15 protein-coding genes and 5 pseudogenes are annotated in these 16,871 nt (G+C 63.1%); 11 read left to right on the forward strand and 9 right to left on the reverse strand.

Features of this window, described 5'->3' with window-relative positions:
• The first annotated feature begins 73 nt into the window (after nt 1–73).
• The 3 genes and pseudogenes from ACFFDA_RS12080 (at nt 74) to ACFFDA_RS12090 (ending at nt 2,197) form a co-directional block, all read left to right on the forward strand.
• A pseudogene (locus ACFFDA_RS12080) lies at nt 74–1,443 on the forward strand (IS3 family transposase).
• A gap of 80 nt (nt 1,444–1,523) precedes the next feature.
• Nucleotides 1,524–1,850: a hypothetical protein gene (locus tag ACFFDA_RS12085; RefSeq protein ID WP_404478896.1), complete on the forward strand. Its 327-nt coding sequence runs from the start codon at nt 1,524–1,526 to the stop codon at nt 1,848–1,850.
• Between the two features lie 47 nt (nt 1,851–1,897).
• The gene (locus ACFFDA_RS12090) at nt 1,898–2,197 is read left to right on the forward strand and encodes a hypothetical protein (protein WP_404478897.1); all 300 of its coding nucleotides are present in this window, start codon (nt 1,898–1,900) and stop codon (nt 2,195–2,197) included.
• Nucleotides 2,198–2,460: 263 nt separating this feature from the next.
• Here ACFFDA_RS12090 and ACFFDA_RS12095 read toward each other — a convergent pair.
• The 6 genes and pseudogenes from ACFFDA_RS12095 to ACFFDA_RS12120 all read right to left on the reverse strand — a co-directional run.
• A pseudogene (locus ACFFDA_RS12095) lies at nt 2,461–2,717 on the reverse strand (restriction endonuclease subunit R); the annotation flags it as partial.
• A 151-nt stretch (nt 2,718–2,868) separates the two neighbouring features.
• Nucleotides 2,869–4,722, reverse strand: coding sequence for an amidase family protein (locus tag ACFFDA_RS12100; RefSeq protein WP_404478898.1), 1,854 nt, complete (start codon nt 4,720–4,722; stop codon nt 2,869–2,871).
• A gap of 80 nt (nt 4,723–4,802) precedes the next feature.
• Nucleotides 4,803–5,768 carry an ABC transporter substrate-binding protein gene (locus ACFFDA_RS12105; protein WP_404478899.1) on the reverse strand — a complete coding sequence of 322 codons (966 nt, stop codon included), beginning with the start codon at nt 5,766–5,768 and terminating at the stop codon, nt 4,803–4,805.
• A 91-nt stretch (nt 5,769–5,859) separates the two neighbouring features.
• Nucleotides 5,860–8,067, reverse strand: a complete 2,208-nt coding sequence (locus tag ACFFDA_RS12110) for a TonB-dependent receptor (RefSeq protein ID WP_404478900.1) — start codon at nt 8,065–8,067, stop codon at nt 5,860–5,862.
• 355 nt (nt 8,068–8,422) lie between these two features.
• Nucleotides 8,423–8,662: a DUF6356 family protein gene (locus ACFFDA_RS12115; protein ID WP_404478901.1), complete on the reverse strand. Its 240-nt coding sequence runs from the start codon at nt 8,660–8,662 to the stop codon at nt 8,423–8,425.
• A 70-nt stretch (nt 8,663–8,732) separates the two neighbouring features.
• The gene (locus ACFFDA_RS12120; RefSeq protein WP_404478902.1) at nt 8,733–9,851 is read right to left on the reverse strand and encodes a YeiH family protein; all 1,119 of its coding nucleotides are present in this window, start codon (nt 9,849–9,851) and stop codon (nt 8,733–8,735) included.
• Between the two features lie 87 nt (nt 9,852–9,938).
• On the opposite strand from ACFFDA_RS12120, the gene ACFFDA_RS12125 reads away from it, so the two are divergent.
• Nucleotides 9,939–10,397 carry an Lrp/AsnC family transcriptional regulator gene (locus tag ACFFDA_RS12125; protein ID WP_404479253.1) on the forward strand — a complete coding sequence of 153 codons (459 nt, stop codon included), beginning with the start codon at nt 9,939–9,941 and terminating at the stop codon, nt 10,395–10,397.
• 50 nt (nt 10,398–10,447) lie between these two features.
• Here ACFFDA_RS12125 and ACFFDA_RS12130 read toward each other — a convergent pair whose 3' ends face one another.
• Nucleotides 10,448–11,200 (reverse strand): CerR family C-terminal domain-containing protein, encoded by a 753-nt coding sequence (locus ACFFDA_RS12130; protein ID WP_404478903.1) that lies wholly within the window; start codon nt 11,198–11,200, stop codon nt 10,448–10,450.
• Nucleotides 11,201–11,386: 186 nt separating this feature from the next.
• Between ACFFDA_RS12130 and ACFFDA_RS12135 the strand changes: the two are divergent.
• Nucleotides 11,387–11,806 (forward strand): annotated as a pseudogene (locus ACFFDA_RS12135) (transposase); the annotation flags it as partial.
• On the opposite strand, the gene ACFFDA_RS12140 reads toward ACFFDA_RS12135, so the two are convergent.
• Together ACFFDA_RS12140 and ACFFDA_RS12145 are read right to left on the reverse strand one after the other, a co-directional pair.
• Nucleotides 11,806–12,825 carry an SDR family oxidoreductase gene (locus ACFFDA_RS12140; RefSeq protein WP_404478905.1) on the reverse strand — a complete coding sequence of 340 codons (1,020 nt, stop codon included), beginning with the start codon at nt 12,823–12,825 and terminating at the stop codon, nt 11,806–11,808. The pseudogene ACFFDA_RS12135 and the gene ACFFDA_RS12140 sit on opposite strands and share 1 nt — an antisense overlap.
• The gene (locus ACFFDA_RS12145; protein WP_404478906.1) at nt 12,825–13,076 is read right to left on the reverse strand and encodes a hypothetical protein; all 252 of its coding nucleotides are present in this window, start codon (nt 13,074–13,076) and stop codon (nt 12,825–12,827) included. The genes ACFFDA_RS12140 and ACFFDA_RS12145 overlap by 1 nt, the downstream gene beginning before the upstream one ends.
• Before the next feature lie 68 nt (nt 13,077–13,144).
• On the opposite strand from ACFFDA_RS12145, the gene ACFFDA_RS12150 reads away from it, so the two are divergent.
• The 6 genes and pseudogenes from ACFFDA_RS12150 to ACFFDA_RS12175 form a co-directional block, all read left to right on the forward strand.
• Nucleotides 13,145–13,621, forward strand: coding sequence for a hypothetical protein (locus tag ACFFDA_RS12150; protein ID WP_404478907.1), 477 nt, complete (start codon nt 13,145–13,147; stop codon nt 13,619–13,621).
• Nucleotides 13,622–13,631: 10 nt separating this feature from the next.
• Nucleotides 13,632–13,856, forward strand: a complete 225-nt coding sequence (locus ACFFDA_RS12155; protein ID WP_404478908.1) for a hypothetical protein — start codon at nt 13,632–13,634, stop codon at nt 13,854–13,856.
• A gap of 161 nt (nt 13,857–14,017) precedes the next feature.
• Nucleotides 14,018–14,278: pseudogene (locus ACFFDA_RS12160) on the forward strand (transposase); the annotation flags it as partial.
• Nucleotides 14,278–15,387, forward strand: a complete 1,110-nt coding sequence (locus ACFFDA_RS12165; protein ID WP_404478909.1) for an ExeA family protein — start codon at nt 14,278–14,280, stop codon at nt 15,385–15,387. The pseudogene ACFFDA_RS12160 and the gene ACFFDA_RS12165, both read left to right, overlap by 1 nt.
• Before the next feature lie 334 nt (nt 15,388–15,721).
• Entirely contained in the window at nt 15,722–16,018 is a 297-nt protein-coding gene (locus ACFFDA_RS12170; RefSeq protein WP_404478910.1) for a hypothetical protein, read from the forward strand.
• Nucleotides 16,019–16,134: 116 nt separating this feature from the next.
• Nucleotides 16,135–16,854, forward strand: a pseudogene (locus tag ACFFDA_RS12175) (IS256 family transposase); the annotation flags it as partial.
• Nucleotides 16,855–16,871: the final 17 nt, after the last annotated feature.

The following is a 16,871-nucleotide window of genomic DNA, read 5'->3' on the forward strand; positions in this document are numbered from 1 at the left end:
GCGCCCATGGCACAGATTTGAGGTTGTGATTTAAGGAGGATCTGTGCTTCGTCGTAGTGACGAAGGAACGAAGATGAAGCCCAGATCCTCCAATACAAAATCGTCGGCGAAGGCCCCTGCTGAGCAGGTGGTGAAGGACATCCGGCGGCAGACACGGCGCCATTTTTCGGCCGAGGACAAGATCCGCATCGTGCTGGAAGGCCTGCGCGGCGATGACAGCATCGCCGAGCTGTGCCGCAAGGAGGGCATCGCCCAGAGCCTATACTACACGTGGTCGAAGGAGTTCATGGAAGCGGGCAAGCGCCGCCTGGCGGGCGACATTGCCGGTGCCGCGACTACCGGCGAGGTGCAGGATCTGCGTCGCGAAGCCCGTGCCCTGAAGGAATGCGTTGCCGACCTGACGCTCGAAAACCGCTTGCTGAAAAAAAGCATGATCGCGGATGGGGAAGACGACGCATGAGATATCCCGCCTCCGAGAAGCTTGAGATCATCCGGATCGTCGAGCAGTCGCACCTGCCTGCCAAGCGCACGCTGGACTAGCTCGGCATTGCCCGCCGGACGTTCTACCGCTGGTATGATCGCTACCTCGAAGGCGGGCCGGAAGCCTTGGAGGATCGGCCATCGGTGCCGAGCCGGGTGTGGAACCGCCTCGGTGACGACATCCAGGACCAGATCATCGAAATGGCGCTGGAAGCTAACGCGACCGATCTCAGCCCGCGCGAACTGGCGGTGCGGTTTACCGACGAGAAGCGCTACTTCGTGTCGGAATCCACGGTTTACCGCCTGTTGAAGGCCCACGATCTGATCACCAGCCCCGCCTATGTCGTGATCAAGGCGGCCGATCAGTTCCACACCAAGACCACCCGGCCGAACGAGATGTGGCAGACCGACTTCACCTACTTCAAGATCATCGGGTGGGGCTGGATGTATCTGTCGACCGTGCTCGACGACTTCTCGCGCTACATCATCGCCTGGAAGCTGTGCACCAACATGCGGGCCGAGGACGTCACCGACACGCTGGACCTGGCCTTGGCTGCCTCGGGCTGCGACAGCGCCACGGTGCTGCACAAGCCCAGGCTGCTCAGCGACAACGGCCCCAGCTACATCGCGGGCGAACTGGCGGAATATATCTAGGCCAACAAGATGAGCCATGTCCGCGGCGCCCCGTGCCATCCGCAGACCCAGGGCAAGATCGAGCGCTGGCACCAGACCCTGAAGAACCGCATCCTTCTGGAAAACTACTTCCTGCCCGGCGACCTCGAGACCCAGATCGAGGCCTTCGTCGAGCATTACAACCACCAGCGATACCACGAGAGCCTGGCCAACGTGACACCGGCCGATGCCTACTTCGGCAGGGCACCTGCCATCATCAAACAACGTGAAAGGATCAAGCGACAGACCATCGAATATCGGCGCTTGCAGCACCGCAAGCTCGCTGCCTAACATCAAGCCCCAGACGAGGCCCGCACTCCGCTAATTTACGCCGCGATCTGCGCCAAATGTTCTAACGAGGGACAGCCGCTGTGCGGGAAAGCCATCCAGTCTGGGTAATCGTCAACGGCGGATCGCCTGAGATCATCGGCCGGGCGGTGAGGATCCTCAGCGGCGCTCAAGAGATCGAGGAAGGGGTCTATACTCGCCACCGTGAGAACCGACTCACTCTTGAAGACGCCCGCTGGCTGCGCGCGCGCAACGAAGCCTCGGAGCAACCCTGTCCTGATCTTCACAAGCACCTGACGGAGGTCATCGAACGGCAAGAAGCAGCACTCGCGCGCTATCGCGCCGAGCGCGAGGCCGAGCACAGGATCCACGCCGCTGGCACGCTGCCGACGCCGGCACGCTCGAAATGAGCCGCGCCGCGCCGACCCTTCCGAAACCGGGTCAACAGGAACCGCATATGGAACAGACCCGGATGCTGGTGCTGATCACCGCTCACCTTAGCGAACGCACGGCCCGGGAGTGGATCCCGTTCTGCCCTTGGTCCTGCTTCGAGAAGGGCGAGTATGGGTGGTTCATGTACGTCTGCGACGACGTCGGGATAACCGAGGAGGCCGCCGTGCCACTCGAAGTGCGCTCCGCAATCCATGTTGCCAAGCGTAAAGGCTGCGGATGGATCATGTGGGACCGCGATGCGCCGTGCATCGAGGAGCTCCCCCAGTACGAGTGGGGCGTCTCAATGCCCACGTCGCCGGCGTGACCTTGGCCCTGCCAGAAACGCGGCGCGGACCATTCCGACCACGTCGATCGCCCGACTATCTTCACCTCCCGCGCACGCCGAGCGTCCTCTCCTACGGCGTCGGCGTCGATTCCACTGCAATGTCTGTGGAGAATCGATTAGCTCATATGAGACTGGTGGTTTGATTAGTCATGAGTGGTACTCGGGAATCATAAACCTCATTTGCAGAATCAGTTCTCGGTTCCTCAAGGGCGTTCCAGTATCGATAAGCGATTCCGAGCCGGTTATTCGATGCTGTAACCGAGTGCGCGATATCCGACCTGCCATTTGCCAGCCATGCGCGAGTACGGGAACCGCGTCATCCACATAGTCCTAGACGAGCATGTCGGTCTTTCCCACGTGGCGGCGATGCAGCCGCCCAACATATTGAGCGAGCGTACATCGCCACGAGATCGGCATGGTCAGGAACAGCGTGTCGAGTCGATCATCGTCGAACCCCTCGCCAATGTAAACGGTCTGTTGGCAAGATGAGCCGCGCCTCGCCATACATAAGGTTTTCGCGAACAGGGGCGGCACATAGAACGGGAACAGATATACGTTAACGACTGAACCAGTCGAACTGCCGTCACGGTCGCGTCCGGATCGGTTAGCAGCAACCTCGCTTCGCGGAGCTGCCTAGAGGTGAGGGCGGGCTAGCCCGGCGCGCGCTGCCCCGCCGCCCTCACCACGTCCATGAAGGGCTTCATCGTGTCGGCATCGAACTGCCCATGCACACGAACGATGCGACCGTTCGCCAGGGTGAAGCGATATCGGGCCGGCACGCGCGCGACTTGCCCGCTGGGCAGCGTCGCCACGATCTCCTCGTAGAAGTTGATATCGTCACCGCTGGCCCTGACCTTCACATTCTCCTGCCGGTAATCCGGGAGGGCGCGCTTCAGCGCGCTGAACACGGCCACCTCACCCAGCGCCAAGGCCGCGCCCTTAGTCGGCCCGTCATTGGCCTTTGCAGGTTCGTGGGAAATCAGCACGTCCTCGCCCCACAAGGTCGCGATCCAGCGTGTGAAGCGCACCGGATCACGGCCGTCGCCGATAGCTTCGAGCCAAGCCTTGGCGATCTCGCGCGGTGCATCACTGGCGGCGATGGCGCCGCGCGTCAGACCGGGACGCCAAGGCGAAGTCGCTTCCAGCTCATAGGCCAGCTCCAGAAGTGTTCGCTCCGCACCGATGGGACCTGCGACATGCACGCCGATCGGCAGGCCGCTTCGCGAGATACCGAGCGGGAGCGACATGGCGGGCGCGCCAGCGACATTCTGGATCGGCGTATAGGGGCTGTAATCCGCATAGCCGGCCAGCACCTCGTCCAGCGGCCGAGCCGGATTGTCGAGCTGGCCCAGCAGCGGCGGGAGTTGCCCCAGCGTCGGCGTCAGGATCACATCATGCTGCGCGAATATCGCCGGATAGGCGGCCTGCACCGTCTCGAGGCGCTGGAAGGTTTCCGCGACCCGTTCGGGCGGCAAGGCCAGGCCCGCTTCGGCCATCCGCAGATGCAGCGGTTCAAGGCCCGTATTCTCGAGGGTGACACCCCTGCGCTGCATGGTGCCCCTGGCGATTTCCGAGAGGGCGAAGAGCATCGTCGTGCCCAATGCCTCGTTGACGGCCGTCTCATCGAAATTCCAAGCGAAGGGACGGACATCGTGGCCAAGAGCGCGGCAATGATCGGCGGTAGCCAGCACCACCCGCGCGATCTCGGCATCGGGGTCTTGGCCATTGAGGCCCTTGAGATTGATCCCGATGCGCAGCCGCCGCTTCGACGGCCCCTCGACATGTCCGACAGCGGCTAGCGGCGCCGCGCCGTCACGACGCTCCAACAGGCTGAGGAAAGCGGCACTGTCGCGCACGCTGCGCGACAGTGCGCCGGGCACGCTCATCTCTATCCGTGGCTTTGGGCCACCCGCGTCGATCAGGCGGCCGCGTGACGGCTTGAGCGCGAAGACGCCGCAGCACGCCGCCGGCATACGGAGCGATCCGCCGCCGTCGCTGCCATGCGCGATCGCCACCATTCCCGAAGCCACCGCAGCCGCCGCACCGCCGGAGCTGCCACCCGCAAGATGCCCGATCGAGACAGGGTTGCGGGTGATCGGCCCCAGCAGCGGCTCCGTCGTCGGACTGGTGCCGAATTCGGGTGTCTGGCTCTTGCCGAGGATGACCAAGCCTGCCGCCTCCATCGCATCGACCAGCGCTGACTGCGACGTGGCGGGATCGCTCGACGTCGTTCGCGAGCCGCGCCGGGTGGGCATGCCCTTTACGTCGATCAGATCCTTGACCAATGTCGGCACACCAGCAAGCGGACTCGACCCCGGTATGATTCCTGCCGCCCTGTTTCGCGCGCCCGCGCCGTCCACATGCACCACGGCGCCGACAAGCGGATTGAGGGTGGCGATCCGGCTCAGCGCTGCATCGGTCGCTCCGACCCCGCTCATCTTCCTCGCGGCAATGTCGCCAGCCAGCTTCACGCCGTCTGGCAGGTTGTCGGCCCGCGCCCACACCGCCGTCGGCAGCAGCCCCGCAAAGGGAGCGGCAAGCGCCAGGCCGGAGAGCTGGCGGCGCGACAGTAGGACGCCGCCGCTCATGCGCAGATCGCCTGATCGACATGCTCGGCCGCGAAGCGGACGGGATCAAGCGTCTTGGGGAGCAGCCCGATCTGTTTAAGCACCGCGGCATAGCTCGTCACATCGGCGGCCAAGCCATTGGGCGTGCCGGCAACATGATGGGCATGATAATTGTTGGCGGCGAGCGACTTGCGCACCGCCGCCTGGGGGAGCTGGCTCGTCTGCGCGAACAGGGCAGCGGCCTCGTCCGGATGGGCCTGGGCCCAGTCCGATGCCCGCGCCAGGGCCGCCGAGAGGACCAGCGACGCCAGCGGATCGTCGCGCCAGAGCGACGGCCCTGCCGCAACGACGCAGCAGGACGTGCCCGCCATCGCTCCCGTGGTGTTGCTAGCGATCTCCACAAGATCGGGCTGGCGCTCTTGCAGCATGAGGAGCGGCGGGTCGATGCCGCCCGCTGCCGTGATCGTGCCTTCCGCGAACGCCTTGCCGAAATCCTCATTTTCGACGGGCACGAACGTGACATCCCCTGGCACCAGCCCATTGCGCAGCAGGATGATCGAATAGACCATCGTCGCAAGGCTGTTCACTCGCCCGCCGGGAATGCCCAGCCGCTGGCCCTTGAGGTCCGCAATCTCGGTGATGCCCGCCCGCCGCGACCCGACGATACGCACGCAGCCGCCATGCACCGGCGTGATCAGCTTGACCGGCAAGCCATTTGCCATGGGAAGAATCCAGTTGTGGAGCATGGTGACGGCCGCGTCGGCACGTCCCTCGACAGGGGAACGGATAAAGGCATCGTCGTGGAAATCGGATCCGACCAGTTCGACATCCAGATTATACTGGTCGAAATAGCCCAGCGCCTTGGCGGCCGCCACGGGTGCAATGCAGACGGCTTGCGGCAGCCAGGCAATCTTGATCGACTTGCGTTGCCGTAGGGGCTTGGGTTGCTCTACTTTCGCAGCAGCGCCGATCAGCGGCAGCATCGCGACCGCTCCCGCCGCATGCAGCAGGTTGCGCCGAGAGAAAGATGGGATCGAGGATCGATCGGATCGGGGCATGGCTCATCCTTTCGCGTCAGAAGGTCAATCGCACCGAACCGCCATAGGTGCGAGGCGCACCGGGCCAGCGGATGGTGTAGCCGAAGGGCGGCGCGAATTGCGCGGTGCTGACTACATATTTCGTGTTCGCCAGATTGAGCGCGTAGAGCGAAAAGCTGATCGGCGTATCCCGGACCGCCAGGGTCGCGCGCGCATCCCACAATCCAAAGCCGGGCTGCCTCAGGCTATCATTCCACGCGGCGGGACGTGCGGGTGACGGCGGGGACAATTGCGCGGCCGAGCGATAGGAATAGGTGGTGCTGAGCGTCAGGTCGGTATCGCGCGCCGCGAGACGATAGCTGCCCGTGATCGAGCCGTTGAACTTGCTCACATTGGATACGGGAAAGCCGGTGAGCGGTCCTGACACGTAGCGCGCATCGACCAGCGCCGCGACGCCATCAAGGCTGAAGGCGCCCAGCGTCAGCGAGCTTTCCAGTTCGCCGCCCCAGATCTCCGCCTTGCCGCTATTGACCAGCAGCGACGGCGGCGCGCAGGTGGTGCAGGCCGCCGTGCCATTCACCGCCACCTGCACATTGTTGTACCAGGAATAATAGGCGGCACCGTTGAGCCGGAACCGGCGGTCGAACGCCTCGAGCTTGAAGCCGGCTTCCGGGCTCAGCAGATCCTCGGGCGCGGCGGGTGCGAATTGTGCCAGATTGCCGGCAGTGGCGGCGGAGGCCTGCGCTGCCGTCACCGTAGCCGAAGGCGAAACCGCGGCCGGTCCCGCAAGGGTGAAAGCGCCCGAACGATAGCCTTTCGAAACCTTGGCATAGAGCAGCAGGTCTGCATTGGGCTTGTAGTCTAGCCCGACCGTCCAGGGCAGGAAGTCGTAGCGTTTCTTGGCGCTATAGAGGCAGGCTGCCGGATCGGTGGCGAAGGGAGCATTGGCGAGCGAACAGGAGACGAAAGCGCCAGGCAACGATCCAGCCACTTCCGAATGATCACGATATTCGACCTTGCGCTCATCCACGACATAGCGAATGCCGGCAGTCAGCCGGAGTCCGTCAACCAGCGCATAGGTGCCTTGAGCGTAGGCCGAATAGGATGAGTTGTCGACGCGCGGCGCCGAGACATTCTGGGTGACGCGCTGGCCGAAAGCCTGCGAGATGGCGGGCAGCGCAAGTCCAGTGTTATATTGCGTGCCTCGGCCGTTGAAGTAATAAAGGCCAGCGATCCAGTCCAATCGACCGCCGAACAGCTTGCCATAGGCTTGTAGCTCGCCGGTGTACTGATCGAAATCGATGGGGAAGTCGAGCACGTCCACCAGGACATAGGGCGTGCCGCTCAGGCTGACGGTCGTGTTGTAGTCGGTATGGATATAGCCGCCGATCGCCTTGACCGTGACGGCGCTCGAAATTTCGTTCTCGATCGAGACGGTCGCCCCATATTGCTTCAGCGCGAAGGCGCTGTCGATGTCGCCATAGCCGTCCTGAAAGCCGCCGCGGCGAAGATAGTTGGTCAGGCTGTCCCCGGGGCGCCCGCTCAACGCGGGGATCGACGTGTTCGTGGGGCCGAGCGCCGGGACGATCGCTGCGGTCGTATCGACATAGCCGAGCTGGGTTGGTGCGCCGAAGCCCTTCGCCTCGGTGTAGAAGCCGGTCGCCAGAACGGTCCAGCTATCATCTGGCGTGAACTTCAGCGACCCGCGCGCATATTCCTGATTGAAGGTGCTGGTCGGATTGCCGGTCGTGAAGTTTTGGCCGTAGCCGCCATGCTCGGAATGCTGGTAGACGAAGCGCGAGGAGAGCTTGCCGGGGATCAGGGGCACATTGAGGACCGCGGTGCCGGTGAAGCGGTCGTAATTGCCGAGGTTCGCTTCGACATAGCCGCCGACCTTGTCAGTCGGTTTGGCCGTCGTGATGCTGACCGTACCGCCGATCGTGTTGCGACCGAAGAGCGTGCCTTGCGGACCCTTCAGCACTTCGACACGCTCCATGTCGACCAGGGCGTTGTTGGAGCCTGCGTTGATGGAATTGTAGATACCGTCGACATAAGTGCCGACCGGCGGGTCCGAATTGATCGAAGGGATGGTCTGGGTCAAGCCGCGCAGGGTCAGCGCCACTTCCAGCGGCGAGAATGTCGGGCGCACCTGAAAACCTGGTGTGACTTTGTTGAGGCTGGCGACATCCACGACCTGCTTGGCCTCGAGCGCCTGGGTGGTGAGGGCGGTGATGGAGATCGGCACGTCCTGCAGGCGTTCCGTCCGCCGCGTCGCAGTTACGACAATGTCCTCAGACGACCCTTCGACCTCAGGTGCCTCTTGGGCATGACTGCGATTTGGCGCGACAATAGCCGCACTGGCCAGCAAGGCCAGCAGCAGGGGATGTTTTCCCCATCCCTTCCGCTGATGGGATATTCCGCTCGCGGAAGTCAATTTTCTCGAGTCTGTATCTGCCATCATTTTCCCCCAAATCGCCGCTTAGTGTCTCCCGAGCGTCTCTCCCGACCTGACGTCTCTACCTTTTTGGTAGGCTTTGGTATGATGCAGCGCAATACGAATCTGTCCGATTGGACAAAGTTTGCCTTGCGCCTTTTGTAGTTCAGCTAAGCGACCCTTTGCCGCCACCATGGATCGCCACGTCGCGGCGAGACATTTTTGCGTGAAGCGCAGCCACCGTTCCGCTCCCGGTTTGTGCGAAAAGAAACGGAAATACCGCATGCACAAGGCAAGCGAGACCCGCCCCTATCATGGGGAGAGCGAAACCAAGCGCGGCATGCAAATGTTCGGAATAGGTTTCCCCCACGGAACGGGGGTGCTCGGTGAACCATCGCGGCAACATGTCTTCTCTCCAAGGCGGAATTTTTGAAACGGGTCGAGCGGCGCTCGTGCATTTGAGCGGCGGCCGTCCCCTAAAGCTTGAGCATTCTGGCAAAGAAGAGTGCGCCACCCAGCGCGATTACCGTGGCACTCGCGATTGGCAGCACAGGTCGCCAACCGCCGCGCGACAGATGGCGAAGGGGAGATCGGATCGCCGTTGCGGCAATGGCGCAGACAAGCAGCGCGCTGGCGACGTCGCTGGCGGCCAAGGCCAAACCGCCCGGCATCAGGCCGACGGAATTGCAGGCGGCTGCTGCGAAAAAACCGACCACATACCACGGAACCGGAGAGACGTTTGCGGCTCCGTCACGATCGGAAAACAGCCAGCCTGCGCCGATGAGGATGGGTCCCAGCAAGGCCACGCGCGTCAGCTTGACGATCGTCGCGACATGCCCGGACGACAAGGACACTCCATAGGCCGCCCCAAGCGACTGCGCGACATCGTGGATCGACGCACCCAGCACGAAGCCGGTGGCGACGTCTCCAAGGCCCAGAGCGTGACAGATCAGTGGATAGCTGACCATCGCTGTCGCGCTGAACGTCGCCGTTATCACTAGGATCGCGGAGAGCTGGCCTGCCGAGACCCGGTTTCGGCCCAGCGTATCGGCAAGCGCAAGGGCCGCCGACGCCCCGCAGATCGCCACCGCCACGCCCGCCACCAGTCCGACCGGCGTATCATACCCCAGCCGCCGTGAGAGGAAGACGCCAGCTGACAATGTGATCATGGCGATCACAAGGATTGCGCCAACAACGCCAATGCCCAATTGCACGTAATCGGCGAGGGTTACTCGCGCGCCCAGCAGGAGCACGGCCCATCGCAGCAATGACCGCGACGCAAATTCGAGACCGGGTGCAAGCCGCCGATCGCGTTCGAGAAAGTTCAGCGAGAGACCGACAGCCAGGGCGGTGAGCGTTATCGGCATGCTGATCGATGCTGCGATGAACGCCGCGGCGCAGCTCGATAGCGCCCCCACCAGAAGCCCGGGCACGTACCGGCCCGGCCCAGAGCCTTCGGACGTGGCATAGAGTTCGCAATAGAGGTCCGCGCCCGCACGAGCGGCCGTGGTATGCGCTTCTCTGGCCCCGATCCGCTCTTGCGGATCGATGACAGCCTCATCTGTTTCAGCCGGAAAGGTGCTTGCGAAGAGCATCGCGAATTTTTACTCGATACTTCATCAAAAAAATGCACAAATATGAGGCTGATTCGCGCTTCACGCGCAAAATATTTCGGAGAGATGATGGATAAGCGGGATTATCTCATTCTCGAGTCGCTTCAGACCGATGCCGACAAGTCGATCTCAGATGTCGCGGCGGGAGTACATCTCTCCTCCAATGCCTGCTGGCGCCGCATCAAACATCTCGAGGAGGAAGGGATCATTCGTCGGCGCGTGGCGTTGCTCGATCCGATCAAGCTGGGCGTCGGTACCACCGTGATCGTGATGCTACGCGCTTCGGAGCACAGCGAGGAATGGCTTGGCCGATTTGCGACGGAGATCGCGGCCCTTCCCGAGGTGGTCGAGGTCTACCGGCTGAGCGGCGACATCGACTATCTGCTCAAGCTGCGCGTCGCCGACATCGCCCACTACGACCGCGTCTATAAGCGGCTCATCGGCACTGTAAGACTGACCGACGTAAGCTCATCCTTCGTGATGGAGGAGATCAAATACTCAACCAGCGTGCCTCTGCCGCTACGATAGCCACCACCTCGATAACGCCCTGTCGCGGCGATGCCGCCCGAGCGTTTGCCTCACCCGAAAGAACGGACAAGCCCAAGATCCGCATCGCCCGAACCTTCCTCTTCGATCCGGCCATTGAGGACGCTGCGCAGATGGGTGCGAACGACCTTGTCCCACAGAATGCGTCGATCCTGGCTGATCGTCTCCCAAGACAAAAGGCTCAATGTGACGGGCACTTGCGAGCGCGTACCCAGGATCGACGCGATGACCGAGGAAGTGCGTATCAGCGTCTCCTCTGCTTGTGCAGGCCGGTCGATGATCACGCCTACCACCTGCGTAAATCGCTCGATGAGCGGCCGATGCAGCCGCTGGCAGATGATGTCGAACGCCGGACTGGACGGCGATGATTGTTCCCTAGCGAGGAAGAGCGCGGTGTCCAACCTCGGACTTGCCTCATCGGCCCAGAGCATCCGGGTAGCGAAAGTGATCATTCCCTCGATCAGCGCGTTCCGACCTTCCTGTAGCCGGATGGCTTCGAGCGGGGCTGCGGCTCTCTCGATAGTGTGCAGAACCTCGTCGCACAGATACTCCGTACAGGCTCGGAACAGCCCTTCCTTGCCGCCGAAATAATATTGGATCGCAGCATGGCGCGAGCCGGAGGGCTCGGCGAGCGCACGGATCGAGGCCCCCTCAAAACCCCGCGCCGTAAATACCGGGAGTGCGCCTTTGATGATCAGCTCACGTGTCTGGTCGCCGCGGGCATAACCCGCATCTTCGCTCCTGCGGTCCTTGCGTTGTCGCGTTGGAGAATTCTTTCCTGCCATCCTGAATCCGGTCCGGTTCGTGTGATCGCGTCACCGAAAACTAATCAGCACGGGCCCGATATACCACCCCTACACGGCGCCGCCCAGAATGGGCTTATGCCGAAGCGTGCAAATCCACCCGGTCGTGTCCCGGTTGGTGGTGTAGCTCGACGGTAGCGAAGCTGACCGGGCGCGCGCTCACCCACAAAGGACAGCTACTTTCCAGGTTTTCTGGAACCTCGTCGCCTCGCCGAAAAGGCGCTGACCGCAGTTATCCAAGAAGCCTATTTTCAGGGCATCTCGACCCGCTCGGTCGACGATCTGGTCAAGGCCATGGGGATGAGCGGCATCTCGAAGAGCCAGGTCAGCCGTCTTTGCAAAGAGATCGATGTTCGGGTGAAGGCATTCCTCGATCGCCCTATCGAGGGCGACTGGCCCTATATCTGGATCGACGCCACCTATCTGAAGGTTCGGCAGAACGGTCGTATCGTCTAAGTCGCTGTCACCGTTGCGGTTGGGGTCAACAGCGATGGCCGACGTGAGGTGCTGGGCATGGCGATCGGGCCGTCGGAAGCCGAGGTGTTCTGCACCGACTTCCTGCGCGGCCTCGCCCGCCGGGGGCGACGTTAACGTGCCGAGTTCTCAGTGCGGCGACGAAGAATGATCGCGACGGTCGTGCCGGCGACCAGCGCACTCACTGCCATTCTCACGCCGGGCCGGGTCTGAAACGCCGTGAAGATGCTGGTCTGTCGGACAGGAATGTCGGATCGCACCCGGCCATTGGCAGTCGGCGAATGAAGGCTGTCGCCCCGGAGACGCTGGCGCGGTTGCTTCATGGCGCCGCTGCCCGACGCAGCCAACCGCTCATAGAGCGCCGGGAAGGTGCGCGCAAAACCAGTAACGAGAATGCCTGCCGATCCGACGGTGACCTCGCGCAGCGGCCGCGCGGCGGCTCTCAGGATGGTGCCCGCCACGATTTCCGGCGCATAGGCGATCGGCATGGCGAGCTGCCAGTCGCCGAGGTCGCGGCCATGTTCGTGGATACCGGGAGTGCCGATCATGCTCGGCTTCACCAGCGTCAGCGAGATCGGCTCGCGCCTGGCCAGCACCTCAAGCCTGAGCGAATCGGTATAGGCGCGCACCGCATGCTTGGTCGCGCTGTGGACAGTCAACAGTGGCGAGGAGAAGTCCGATGCGATCGAACCGATGTTGATGATCGCGCCGGGGCCGCCGCGCGCACGGAAGTGCGCAAGCGCTGCGAGCGAGCCAAACACCGTGCCCCAATAGTCGGTCCGCAGCGCCCGTTCATGATCGGCGGTGGAGAGCGCGCTCGGATTGCCATGGACCGCGATGCCGGCGTTGTTGACCCAGGTGTCGATCCGTCCGAACCGCGCCACCGCCGCGCACGCCAGTGCCTTGACGGCAGCCTCGTCACCAACATCGGTCGAGACGACAAGCGCTCGGCCGCCTGCCGCCTCTATATCATGCGTGATGCGGGCCAGCGTCTCGCCGTCGCGAGACGCCAACACCACTGCGGCGCCTGCGGCGGCCGCCTTGCGGACGGTGGCGAGGCCGATGCCCGAACTGGCGCCGGTGACGATGATCACCTGCTCAGCCAGTGGCTTTAGCCGTATTCTGGTGGCCATCAGGACTTCCCTTCCTTGGTTGCGACCCTGTCGGGCGGCGGCGAACGCGTGCCGGGCGGCGTCCGTCCAGTCAGCAGCCGCGCGCCGCGCCCATAAGTGAACCACGCCCAGGACCAGTTGACGTAGACCAGCAGGCGGCTGCGAAAGTCGACCAGCAGCATCAGGTGCACCAGCGACCAGGCCAGCCAGGCGAGAAAGCCCTTGAGCTTGAAGCCGCCCAGCGCCGCCACTGCGCGGGAACGACCGATCACCGCCATGGCGCCGTAGTCGCGATAGCGGAAAGGCTAACGCTCACGATTTTGGAACCTACCGCGAGCTCGTGGCCGAGGTCAGCGATGGTGGCAAGGACGATCCTGCCGTCGCAGACTACGTCGCCCAGGTCGAAGACGGTCTCTTCTCCTGGCTGTGCACGGGCTTCGCTCCGCCGATCCGCTACAAACCCGGCGGTATCGCCGATTCCGGAGGCCGCGCGTTCGACCAGATCGTTGCCGGCGCCATGATGACGACCAGGCCGAAACCCGACAGGTCCTTCTTCCCCCCGGATAACAAGATACTGCATGATAACCTGTGCGCCGGATTCCCCGAGGTGGTGCCGGACTGCCTGAAAACCAGCGCTTCGCGCTACGTCGTGGTCGAAAACGCCGGATATGTCGGTGAGCGTGACGTCCACGACACCCCGGAGCGAGAACGGGCGGAAAGCTGGATGCGGCAGACCTACACCCCTGACGAAACCCAGGAGCTTCACGTTGCCGTCGCCCACGACACCGGAAATCATCGCTCTTACGAGCTGCTGTGAGGTGCTGGCCATGGACATCCATCACGCCGCTCCTGCGGATCGCGTACAGTGCTTGCTTGACGTGCTGAAGGCGGTGGTCGGCGTCATCGACATGAGCGATCCCGACCATCCCTCGTTTGCCGATAGCGCGGCTGACTGCTTGGATGAGCTGCTCCGACATGAGGCCGACATCCGCGCCTTGCTGGCGCGCGCCCAAACCTATGGGCGGCAGACGCTTTCGCGAGGCTCCTCGTGAACACGCCGGCCTATCGCCTTCGTCTGATGCGGGATCGTCGGGATGACAATCAGCAACGCCTCCAAATTCTCGAGCGACGCCTCACACAAGAAGCCGAGGCGGCAACGCGGTCGGATCGGTCGCTGCCGGAGACCTTCGGCCGCTACGCCAGCGACTGGACCATCCCGTTCTTTGCCTTCCCCGACGAGGTCCGCCGCATCGTTTATACGACGAACGCCATCGAGGCGTTGAATGCCCAGCTTCGACGGGCGGTCAGGGCCAGGGGGCACTTTCCCAGCGACGATTCAGCGACCAAGCTGCTCTATCTGATCTTGAACCGATCCGAGAAAGAGTGGAAAATGCCGCCACGTGAGTGGTCCATGGCCAAAGCCCAGTTCGCCGTGCTGTTCGGAGAACGCTTCATCAAGGCCATGGCGGCGTAATGTTCAACTGCCCGCCCACACACGGAATTCCTGACAGTCCCGCGATCTCGGGCGGCCGGCTGATTGCGCTCACTGCCACCATCGGTTCAGGCAAAACGGTGCTGACCCGGCGTCTGCGCGAGGAACTTGAGCGTGACGACCGTGTCATTGTGTCGCGCGCGCTCAGCCTGGAGAAGGCCAAGATCTCCGTGCCGTTGCTCGTCTCGGCCTTGTTCTACGACCTGTCGACCGAGAAGACCGTCTCCATCCCGAGCCAGTCGGAACGGCGCGAGCGCGACCTTCAGGAGCTGTTCCGCAAGGCCAAGCGGCCGGTGGCCCTGTTCGTCGACGACGCGCACGACCTGCACCCAAAAACGCTGACCGCCTTGAAGCGCCTGGTCGAGCTGGTGACGGAAGGCGGTGGTCAGCTCGCCGTCATCCTGGTCGGCCACCCCAAGCTCCGCAACGATCTCAAACGTCCGCAGATGGAGGAGATCGGCGACCGCACCACCGTGTTCGAGTTCGGCGGCCTTCGTGACCGGCAGCGCGACTACATCGACTGGGCGCTGCGTACTGCCCTCTTGCCTGGTGTCGAGCCGGAGGACGTGCTGACCGAGGACGCCGCGGTGCTGCTCGCCGCCAAGCTCAAGACCCCGCTCCAGATCGGGCGGCATCTCGTCCGCGCCTTCGAGGCCGGGTTCGGCGCCAGCGTGAAACCGGTCGATGCCGCAACCGTTGACGGCGTGCTGTCCCGTCAGATCGATGACCTGGAGCCGCAGCTCACCCGCCACGGCTACGACGCCAAGAGCCTGGCCGAGCAGTTCGATGCCCGCCCGCTGGAAATCCGCAAGCTTCTTCGGGGCGCGCTCGATCCAGCCCGTACCCGAGAACTCACCGATGAAATGAGGGCAGCGGCCTGCCGCTCTGACCCAAGGACGAGCCGATCGTGCGCCGGCCTCGCCGTATCTTGGGTCCGTCGCAGTCAGCGTGGGTTGCGTCTCAATCAACGTGCGTCGCAGCGCCCCGCTAGTCTCACGCAATGTGCGTCAGAAACCGTCCATCATTGTGCGTCCGGCCGATCATCATTGCAGGCCGCTACACTTATGCGACTTGACCCAAGTTTGCGCTGACCATCAAGCATCACTGCTCGCGGAACAGGAGGGATCGGCACCGCCGCCGTCGTCGGTGCCGGCAACAACCGCCCCTAGCTTTTCGCAAAGCCGCCATCTCAGATTACTTGACGGGTCGACGGACATCATACCGCGGCAAAGCGATACCCCGGCCAAATGGCGCAGGCGGCTCTTGACCTTCCGACGCGGGAGTTCGTACCGGGTTTGGGCACCCGGAGGCCAGGTGCTTGTCGCTGGTATTGCGCTGTGCCTGTTCCTGACGGGGATCGAGGGTGCTGCTCAGTTGCTGTTACCCTCTCGCCACGAACCTCGAGATCGGTCTCGACCCGCGGACATGTCCGCAGTTCTGGATTTTGATATTCACGCTGATACCGTGCTGGGTGCGGTCATGGAGGTTGCCGAGCGCGCCGGCTACGCAGTCAAGGCGAATGACGACATTTGGGCCGTTCGTTGGACGGGGGCTTACCGCGCCAAGGCGACGATGTTCGACGCTTTGGCAGATATCCTCTATGGTTCCGGCCTGTGCCCAGTGGTCAGTAGGGACGCCATAACCATTCGGTATTGCGACAAAAGCAGGCCCCCCATTGTCGTTAGCGTCCGCGCTCGTGGTGTAATTTCCGGTGTAGATTGAGGCGATCGCATGGGTGGGGCATGCCCCACCCATGCGAATTCGATCTCGGTGGCCACCGGGCTCATCGGTAAGGTGGAGTTACCACACTTCACACGCCCACCGAGGAGTTGATCCCGATGACCGACGATAGATTACCGCTTGCCGAGCTGATGGCGAAGACCGGAGATGGAGATTTCCTGCGCACGATCGCCGAGAACGTATTACAGATCATCATGGAGGCCGACGTCGATGGCCTGGTCGGCGCCGGCCGGCACGAGCGCTCCGGCGATCGCACGACCTGGCGCAATGGCTACCGCGACCGCAGTCTCGACACCCGGCTCGGCACGCTCAATCTCAAGATCCCCAAACTGCGGACCGGCGCCTACTTTCCCGGCTTTCTGGAGCCAAGGAAGACCGTCGAGAAGGCGCTGGTCGCGGTGATCCAGGAAGCATGGATCGCCGGCGTCAGCACCCGGCGCGTCGATGAACTGGTGCAGGCGATGGGCATGACTGGCATCTCCAAGTCCTCGGTATCCAAGCTGTGCAAGGACATCGACGAGCGGGTCCACGCCTTCCTCAAGCGGCCGCTCGCCGGCGACTGGCCCTACCTCTGGCTCGATGCTACCTACCTCAAGGTGCGCGAGGGCGGGCGGATCGTCAGTGTCGCCGCGATAATCGCTGTGGCCGTCAACACCGAGGGCAAGCGCGAGATCGTCGGCCTGCACATCGGTCCTTCCGAAGCCGAGCCGTTCTGGTCGAGCTTCCTCAAGGACCTCGCCCGGCGCGGCCTGACCGGCGTGAAGCTGGTCATCTCCGATGCCCACGAGGGGCTCAAGGCGGCGATTACCCGCGTCATGGGTGTGGATCGGCGTGC

Origin of the sequence: Novosphingobium sp. BL-52-GroH (assembly GCF_044813085.1) — a bacterium.
GTDB lineage: Bacteria > Pseudomonadota > Alphaproteobacteria > Sphingomonadales > Sphingomonadaceae > Novosphingobium.

Excerpts from the sequence above, each read along its gene's own strand:
- ACFFDA_RS12090 (WP_404478897.1), top strand. The coding sequence starts at position 1,898 with ATGGAACAGACCCGGATGCTGGTGCTGATCACCGCTCACCTTAGCGAA.
- ACFFDA_RS12105 (WP_404478899.1), bottom strand. The coding sequence starts at position 5,768 with ATGCTGCCGCTGATCGGCGCTGCTGCGAAAGTAGAGCAACCCAAGCCC.
- ACFFDA_RS12115 (WP_404478901.1), bottom strand. The coding sequence starts at position 8,662 with ATGTTGCCGCGATGGTTCACCGAGCACCCCCGTTCCGTGGGGGAAACC.
- ACFFDA_RS12120 (WP_404478902.1), bottom strand. The coding sequence starts at position 9,851 with ATGCTCTTCGCAAGCACCTTTCCGGCTGAAACAGATGAGGCTGTCATC.
- ACFFDA_RS12125 (WP_404479253.1), top strand. The coding sequence starts at position 9,939 with ATGGATAAGCGGGATTATCTCATTCTCGAGTCGCTTCAGACCGATGCC.
- ACFFDA_RS12130 (WP_404478903.1), bottom strand. The coding sequence starts at position 11,200 with ATGGCAGGAAAGAATTCTCCAACGCGACAACGCAAGGACCGCAGGAGC.
- ACFFDA_RS12140 (WP_404478905.1), bottom strand. The coding sequence starts at position 12,825 with ATGGCCACCAGAATACGGCTAAAGCCACTGGCTGAGCAGGTGATCATC.
- ACFFDA_RS12155 (WP_404478908.1), top strand. The coding sequence starts at position 13,632 with ATGGACATCCATCACGCCGCTCCTGCGGATCGCGTACAGTGCTTGCTT.
- ACFFDA_RS12165 (WP_404478909.1), top strand. The coding sequence starts at position 14,278 with ATGTTCAACTGCCCGCCCACACACGGAATTCCTGACAGTCCCGCGATC.
- ACFFDA_RS12170 (WP_404478910.1), top strand. The coding sequence starts at position 15,722 with ATGTCCGCAGTTCTGGATTTTGATATTCACGCTGATACCGTGCTGGGT.